Raw genomic sequence first — 256 nt, forward strand, 5'->3', positions numbered from 1 at the left:
CATTGTTAATATTTTTTGTGACATCTTCCCCCTCATCCTTTCTCAATTAACATTGCATAATCTAAAAAATATGTAAAAAATAAAAAAAACTGTGGGTCTTTTTTATTTTTTACATATTTTTTAGATTATGCAATGTTAATTGAGAAAGGATGAGGGGGAAGATGTCACAAAAAATATTAACAATGAAATTATTAAAAGAAAAGTATGGAGTTTGTAGATTAGATAAAACTGATGAAATTCCTAACTGGGCAAAAAA

At 25.8% G+C, this 256-nt stretch carries 1 protein-coding gene; it reads left to right on the plus strand.

Features of this window, described 5'->3' with window-relative positions:
* Positions 1–182: 182 nt before the first annotated feature.
* On the plus strand, positions 183–256 hold a 74-nt coding region (locus AACQ14_RS24855; RefSeq protein ID WP_353514042.1), incomplete at its 3' end, for a hypothetical protein.

The sequence above is a fragment of the Vallitalea maricola genome, assembly GCF_036985595.1.
Taxonomy (GTDB): domain Bacteria; phylum Bacillota; class Clostridia; order Lachnospirales; family Vallitaleaceae; genus Vallitalea; species Vallitalea maricola.